General features: G+C 42.2%; 7 protein-coding genes. 5 read left to right on the top strand and 2 right to left on the bottom strand.

Annotated elements, in window-relative coordinates; translation table 11 throughout:
• Positions 1 to 54 precede the first annotated feature (54 nt).
• From NTV63_05700 to NTV63_05680, 5 genes are all read left to right on the top strand, one after another.
• On the top strand, positions 55 to 732 hold the full coding sequence (locus NTV63_05700) for a fibrillarin-like rRNA/tRNA 2'-O-methyltransferase (GenBank protein ID MCX6710411.1): 678 nt from the start codon (positions 55 to 57) through the stop codon (positions 730 to 732).
• A 73-nt stretch (positions 733 to 805) separates the two neighbouring features.
• Complete coding sequence (locus NTV63_05695) at positions 806 to 1,582, top strand: hypothetical protein (protein MCX6710410.1); 777 nt, start codon at positions 806 to 808, stop codon at positions 1,580 to 1,582.
• Positions 1,579 to 4,161 carry a hypothetical protein gene (locus NTV63_05690; protein ID MCX6710409.1) on the top strand — a complete coding sequence of 861 codons (2,583 nt, stop codon included), beginning with the start codon at positions 1,579 to 1,581 and terminating at the stop codon, positions 4,159 to 4,161. The genes NTV63_05695 and NTV63_05690 overlap by 4 nt, the downstream gene beginning before the upstream one ends.
• A 9-nt stretch (positions 4,162 to 4,170) precedes the next feature.
• A complete protein-coding gene (locus NTV63_05685) occupies positions 4,171 to 4,410 on the top strand; it encodes a hypothetical protein (GenBank protein ID MCX6710408.1) in 240 nt (79 codons plus the stop codon).
• Between the two features lie 112 nt (positions 4,411 to 4,522).
• Positions 4,523 to 6,196, top strand: coding sequence for a helicase-related protein (locus tag NTV63_05680; protein MCX6710407.1), 1,674 nt, complete (start codon positions 4,523 to 4,525; stop codon positions 6,194 to 6,196).
• Here NTV63_05680 and NTV63_05675 read toward each other — a convergent pair.
• Together NTV63_05675 and NTV63_05670 are read right to left on the bottom strand one after the other, a co-directional pair.
• A complete protein-coding gene (locus NTV63_05675; protein ID MCX6710406.1) occupies positions 6,171 to 7,166 on the bottom strand; it encodes a pseudouridine synthase in 996 nt (331 codons plus the stop codon). The two genes, NTV63_05680 and NTV63_05675, sit on opposite strands and share 26 nt — an antisense overlap.
• 211 nt (positions 7,167 to 7,377) lie before the next feature.
• Positions 7,378 to 7,603: hypothetical protein (locus NTV63_05670; protein MCX6710405.1), on the bottom strand; the 226-nt coding region annotated here is incomplete at its 5' end.

The raw sequence follows: 7,603 nt of genomic DNA, 5'->3' as shown, positions 1-7,603 counted from the left end.
GCTGCAAGGATTGACTTCTTCAGAAAAAAGGATAAGAAATGAGGTAATTTCAAAATGCAAATCAAAAACTCAAAATTTTACAATGTCTTTGAATCAATTGAAGGCAAAAGGAAGAGGATTTTCACAAGAAACCTTGTTCCTGGAAAAAGGGTTTACGGTGAAAACCTTGTCAATGATTCAGGCGTTGAGTACAGGGAATGGGAGCCGAGAAGGAGCAAGCTCGGCTCGTTCATAATGAAGGGGGCAGACCAGATTGGGCTCAAGCCGAATGATATTGTCCTTTACCTTGGCGCAGCATCAGGAACAACAGTAAGCCACGTCTCAGACATTGTCGGGGAGAACGGCTTTGTGTTTGCAATGGATTTCGCACCGAGAGTAATGAGGGAGCTTGTGCTCGTTTCAGGGAACAGGAAAAACATTTCTCCGATACTTGCAGACGCCAACCAGCCTGAAACATACATGCATCTTGTAAGCCAGGCTGATTTCCTTTTTCAGGACATAGCCCAGCCAAATCAGGTTGAGATTTTCATAAAGAACTCTGATTTTTTCCTTAAGCACAACGGCTTTGGCATGCTTGCTTTGAAGTCAAGAAGCGTGAATGTTATGAAGAATCCATTAGTGCTTTTTAAGGAAGTAAGAACTGAATTGGAGCGGCATTTTACAGTGGTGGACGCAAGGACGCTTGAGCCTTTTGAAAGGGACCACTGCGTCTTCCTCTGCAAGAAGAAATAATTTTAATCTGCAAGGGAATTTAATTATTGCAAGGGAATGTTAAAATGGCAGTAAGGCAAAAGAGGGCGGTATGATGCTTTTCGGGATAATGATTTTTCTCCTTATTGCATTTGCTGCTGTTGTGATACTCTCTTTTTTCTTCAAGTTTTTCAGGGCTTTTGTGAAGCTTGCATCAATAGCCGGATTCATAATAATAGCGTGCCTTCTCATAAACAGCTTTTTCATATACAAGGACTTCCAGGAATTCCGGGAAAGGAACGGGGAGCAGATTCTTTTCCTGCTGAAGGACGGAAAAGCAATAACAAGCGCATTTTCCACCTCCTCATCCAGCTCTTCAATGAACTTCATTGGAAAAGAAGGGCTTGCGATGATAAACCGGAACATAACAAAGAGGGATTACGCATCTATTCTGGACAGCAATTACAAGATATTCACAATCGGGATTGATGCCCTGGAGAGAAACCTTGGAAATGAAACCATGATTAACGAGCAGACATTTTCAAAGGATTCAATCATTGAAGCGCTTAAGTCAGACAATTCCTCAATGTATTATGTTCTTAAGATGCTGGAAATTGGAAAAGTATCTCCCCAGTTAAGCAGAAGTTTTCAGGAGAATATTGCTAAAAATATCGGCGACAGCACAAGCTTCAAGGCGGTTTTCTTCTCAACCGCAGTTGGAGAGATTATGAAGAATCAGCCTCTTTTCATAGTTTTGGAGAGCAGCAGTGGCGGGCTTAGTGTCTATCCTGAAACGCCTCTTTTCAGTGCCTTACGGATGGTTCCATCATCAATGCTTAAGGGGCTTTTTGAAAAAAGCATGGGGAAAGCAGTTTCCCGAATACAAAAATGAAAAACAAAAAAATCTGGCAGTATTCAGCAATCCTGATTTTTTCAGCAATAATCCTCGCCTCCCTTTCATTTTTCGCAGTGGGTGAAACAGCCATTGCAAGCAGAAGCTTCTATTCCGGTGATACATTCACAAGCGCAAACATCGCATTTCAGATTAACCTCGGCTCATGGCTTGACAGGGTAATAATATCAAGCGGAAAAGATTTTTTAAACATCCAAAACAACACCTGCGCAGTTTTAAACAGCACCAAATTCTGCCTTAGGGATATTGTGCTTGATTCAACAACGAGAAAGTACAAGGCAAATCTTGAAATCTACTCTGTGAATGCTGAAATCAAAATCCGCAGGACAATCTCAAAATCAGAGCTTCTTATTGGAGAGGAGGCAAGCATCGGAGTTAAGATTGAGAACAAGGGCGGCTGGTCTGCAACAAAGGTTCTTTTTATTGATGAAATCCCAAAAGAGTTTGAGATAAGAACAACAAACGGAACATCCTTAAAAGGAAACATAATTATTTGGGAGGGAATTTTAAACAATGCCACAAGCGAGTCCTTTTCCTACATGATAAGGGCTGTTGAAAAGGGGGAAAGCTCTTTTCGCGCCAACCTTTCCTATTTTGACGGAATGAATGAAAGGGCAGTCCTTTCAGAGCTGATATCAGTCAAGACAACATCCGCTGTTGAAGAGAAAATAATCCTTGGGAAGGAAAAGGCATACATCGGCGAAACCAACAATGTGACGATAAACCTGACAAACAGGTATTCCCAAACCATCACAATAAACTCTTTTGAATTTATCCCGGACAATTCAATCTTAGTTGTGCTGCCCGGAGAGCTTAAGAACAGCAGCGGAAGGTACAAAAAGGATAATTTTGCAATAAACCCCAATACAACTGCAAGCTTCCAGATTCTTTTCAAGAGCAGGCTTTCCGGAAGCGCCGAGTTTGAGATTTCATATGATTATACTGACACGCTGGGAATTAAAAGGAGCGCCACCTCAAGAAAGAGTGTAAAAAGCGAAAACAAGCAGATAAACATAAGGACAAGCTTTTCAGACGGGGAAAATATTGAAAGCGAATCAGAGAAGATGATTCGGGTTTATGTTGAAAACCCAAGCAATTTTATCTCAATAAAAAATGTTTCAATATGGCTTGATACAAACCTAACTTATTTGCAGAATGAATTCCTGGATACAATTGAGCCTGCAACCCAGAAATTAATATCAAACACATATTACAAGGCGCCTTTTGTAAATGCAACCGAGTCATTCCCGTTTAAGATAAGGGTTTCATACAATACTGAATACGGCGAGAGCTATGAAAAAACCCTGAATACTCTTGTGAGGATAAAGCCTCCTGAAGCGCTTGAGATTTCAAAAACCTATGAAACGTCAATAGAGGAAGAATCCTACGCTTACATCCAGATTTCAGTAAGGAACGGAAGGCAGATAGACCTTCCCTCTGTGATTGTTTATGAGACAATCCCGGAAGGAATTTCAGTTTACGGAGTAACAAGAAAGGAAACCGGGCTAAGGGCAGGCTCAACTTCAACAGTTTACATTTACAAGATAAAAGCGCCAAAAGTGATAAACAGGACGAATTATGAGATTAACACAACTGCTGAGTATGTTTACAGCAATTATTCATATTCTTTCACGCGCGCTTCCCAGATAAGCGTTGTCCCAAAAATTCTTTCGCTTTCAATTGAAAAGACAATTGCAGAAACTGACATTCACAAGGGAAGGATTCTCACTGTGAATTACAAGATAAGGAACACTGACAACGAGATGATAAAGAACATAAGGATTTATTCAAAAGTGCAGAGGGAATTTGACCAGGTGTCTCCAAAGCCCTATCTTTTCATAGACAAGCTTATGCCTAATGAGTTCCAGTCAATCACCTCAGAGGAAAGGATAAGGCCTAAGCTGAACGGAAGCAACTCACTTAAGGAAAGCGTTGTGGTTTATGAGGACTCATACGGAAATGTTTTTGAAAAGAACTCATCAGCAATATCAGTTTCCGCTTTGGAAAGCGCAATTTCAGGACCTGCGCTTCTCCTGAACAAGAGCGCAGCAATCATAAACAGGTCAGGCTCATATTACGCAAACATTTCAATAAGGGTAAGGAACATTGGGACTCTTGGGACTTCCGGGATAATTTATGATTCAGAGCGGATGTTTTATGCCAATATTGAGCAGGGAACAGAGAGCATAATAAGGTATGCGGTTAATGTCTCTTCAGAGATTAGCAGGAATCCTTTACTGAAGAAGCTTTTCCTGGGCGAGGCAATTGCAGAATACAATTATTCAGACAAGATTTTAAGGACTTCCTCGGGAGCTGCATATGCAGATATCCCAATAACTGCTGAGAAAAAGCAGGAAAATCCAGTTCCTGAAAAAACGCCATCTCAAATCTTACCCCAAACACCCAGCCCTGAAAAAGAGCCGGAGAAGAAAAAAGAGGAGGAGAACAAAAGCGGAACAGCAGAGGGAATGATAGAGGGAAGGCGCTATGAGAATTTCCTGGACGGCTTGATAAACTTTTTCATAAAGATTTTCACATTCAGCAGAAAAAGAGGATAAGGTGATGAAATGAGGGTAACAAATGACACAACGCTTGCGCAGGCTCTTGAGATAAAGGGTGCAGATGAGATAATATCAAAATTTAATCTGCCTTGCATGGGCTGCCCTATGGCGGGGTTTGAAATGGGAATGCTTAAACTTGGGGATGTGTGCAGGGCTTACGGGATTGACGGCGATTCTCTTATAAAAGAGCTTAATTCACTTTCTGAGAAGGCAGGGAAAAAGCCAAAAGGCAGGGCAAAGAAATAGGATAAGAACAGAATTTGGGATTTCAATCTTTCTTTTTCATTGTTTTTTATTTTTCTTTCTTTTTATGTTTTATTGGCAAGATTTTTAAACATGCATTTTATCTTCCCTGATGATGGCAAGGCGCTCAAGGCACGTTTCTGAGGAAGGAGGAAAAGATTCCTTTGCTTCTGGAAATTTTGAGAAGATTTCCAAAATTCACAGTGATTCCTCTCTTGACATAATTGAGGATACTGTTCTGAAGGGCAAGCAGGCGCTTGTTTTTGCAAATTCCAAGCCGCGCGCAGAGAAAGCAGCTGAAATGGTCTCAAAAATACTTAAGCCAACTCCTGAGGAAAGCGCAAAGCTCAATTCCATTGCAGAGGATATTTTAAATGCCTTTTCAAAGCCCACAAAGCAGTGCGAAAGGCTTGCATCCTGCGTAAAGAAAGGCGCTGCGTTCCATCACGCAGGGCTTGCCCAGAAGCAGCGCGAGCTTGTTGAGGACTCATTCCGGAACAGGATTATAAAGATAATCTGCTGCACCCCGACCCTGGCATACGGGCTTGACCTTCCTGCATACAGGGTTGTTGTGAAGGACCTGAAAAGATTCGGGCACAGGGGAATGGACTGGATTCCAACCCTTGAAATCCAGCAGATGTTTGGAAGGGCTGGGCGCCCGAACTACGACACTGTCGGGCAGGCAGTCTGCCTTGCAAAGGACGAAATAGAAGGGAAGGAGATTTGGAAAAGGTTCATCTCAGGAAAGCCAGAGGAGATTTACTCAAAGCTTGCAGTTGAGCCGGTTCTTAGGACATACCTTCTCAGCCTTATCGCCACAGGATTTGTCAGCAGCCAAAAGACAATATACAGTTTTTTTGAAAAAACCTTCTGGGCTCACCAGTTCCGGGACATGGGGCTCCTCAAGGCAACAATAAACAAGATGCTTGCGCTTCTTTCCTCCTGGAAATTCATAGAAAGCCAGGGCGATGAATTTTCATCAGAAGATTATTTTGTGTCTGCAGACACAATCGGGAAAGAGGGAAAAAATGATTCCATAAGCGCAACAGAGCTTGGAAAAAGGGTTGCTGAGCTTTACATAGACCCGCTTACAGCAAGCCATCTTATAGAATGCATGAAAAATGCGTCAGATACATCTGCCAAAAGCGCCTGCGAGCTCTCTTTCCTGCACATGATTTCAAACACCCTTGAGATGTATCCTCTTCTGAATGTAAAAGTTAAGGAGTATGAGGACATTGAGAAGGTGCTCCTTGAGAAGGGAGAGATTCTGCTTGAAAAGGAGCCTGCAATGTATGATGATGATTATGAGCTCTTCCTTAAGGCATTGAAAACTGCGCTTATGTTCCAGGACTGGCTTGATGAGAAGAGCGAGGAATACCTTCTTGAGACATATGACATACGCCCCGGCGAGCTTTCAGTTAAAAGGGACACTGCAGACTGGCTCCTGTATTCTGCAGACGAGATTTCCCAGATCCTGAAAATGAGAAAGGTTTCTTCAGAGCTGAAAAAATTAAGGATTAGGATGAAATACGGGGCAAGGGAGGAGCTTCTCCCTCTGCTGCGCCTTGAGCACATCGGAAGAGTCAGGGCAAGAGCGCTATACAATAACAGGATAAGAGACATCGGTGATTTGAAAAATGCAGACATCACAACCCTGATTGAGATTCTTGGGAAGAAAACTGCAGTTGATGTTAAAAAGCAGGTTGGGCAGGAGTTCTCAGAGGACAAATTAAAGGTCAAGGAGAACAAGAGAAAGGGGCAGATTAACCTGAATGATTTTTCCCCCTGAGAATTTTATTCATTGCTGCCTTTGGCTTTTTTGCTGAAGAATTCTTTAAGGCATTTGGGGAATTATTGCTGACAGGATTATGATTAATTGGATTATTGCTGATTTCATTATGATTAATTTCATCGTTATTTATTTTGCTGCGGCTTTCGCTGTTTGGCTTATTCCCAAAAGGAGCTGCATAAATCTCCTTTTCTCCTGCTTTATCCTCTGGAGCATCTGGCTTTTCAGCCAAAGTTTTTTCAGCCGCAGGTTTTAACTTGCCGGATTTGAGGATTAGGATTCTTAATTTTTCAATTTCATCTTCGGAAAGGTTCCTGTGCTTGCCTGATTCAAGCTTTCCCAAAAGGATGTTTCCTATTCTTATTCTGAGGAGCCTCTTTACATAATAGCCGAGGGATGAAAACATCCTTTTTATCTGCCCCTTCCTGCCTTCATGCATTATTAAATCAAGGGATGTTCTGCTGCCTGAAACTGTGCTTATTTTCACTGGCCAGGTCATCCCGTCCTCAAGCATTATCCCTTTTCTCAGGCTTTCCAGGTGCTCATCTGTTATCTGCGTGTCTATGTCAACAAGGTATTCCTTCTCTGTTTCATACCTTGGGTGCATGATGAGGTTTGTAAGCTCGCCGTCATTTGTAAGAAAGACAAGCCCCTCTGAGTCAAAATCAAGCCGCCCTGCAGGGTATATCCTCTCTTTTATCTTTATGTAGCTGAGGATGCTTTTTCCCTTCTGGAGCTTCTCCATGCTGCAGATTACAAACTTGGGCTTGTTGAATATTATGTATTCCTTCCTTTCCCGCCTTATTCTTTTGCCGTCTATTGCAATGACATCCCTTTCAGAGTCAGCCTTGTCCCCGACTATTGCCTTCCTGTCATTTATTGTTACGCGCCCCTCGCTTACAAGGAGGTCAGCCTTCCTTCTGGACATCAATCCCGCATTTGCAATTATTTTCTGGACTCTTTCAATCATTTCTTTATGCCAGCGCGAAGCCGCATGTCACGAGAATAAGCGCTACTGCTATAAAAACAGTTATGAATGAAGAGATTCTTCTCTTTGCAGTCCTATACTTCAACACTAACACCCCCAAACGAACATGAATAATTCCCTATTCCTGCGAGGGATAAAATGGCAGTATTTAAAATTTTCTATGAATTCTCTATGAAAGGCGCTTTACGGCTTTTCATGGCGGCACAGCATATTCGCACAGCTTTCTTACTGCGCAAAATCTGCATTTCGGGTTTTTTGCGCAGCTCTCTTTTGCGTGCTCAACAATGAGTGCATGAAACTCCTGGAAAGATGGATAATCCCTTTTTTGGCTTCTTTCAAAAAATTCCCTTATCCTGTCGTAGCTGTCCCTTTCCTGTATAAGCCCCATTCTTGAGAATATCCTTCTTGTGTAGGCGTCT

Source organism: Candidatus Woesearchaeota archaeon (assembly GCA_026394965.1).
Lineage (GTDB): Archaea > Nanobdellota > Nanobdellia > Woesearchaeales > 0-14-0-80-44-23 > JAPLZQ01.
The sequence above is the reverse complement of the archived record's forward strand: the minus strand, read 5'-3'. Positions and strand labels throughout refer to the sequence as shown.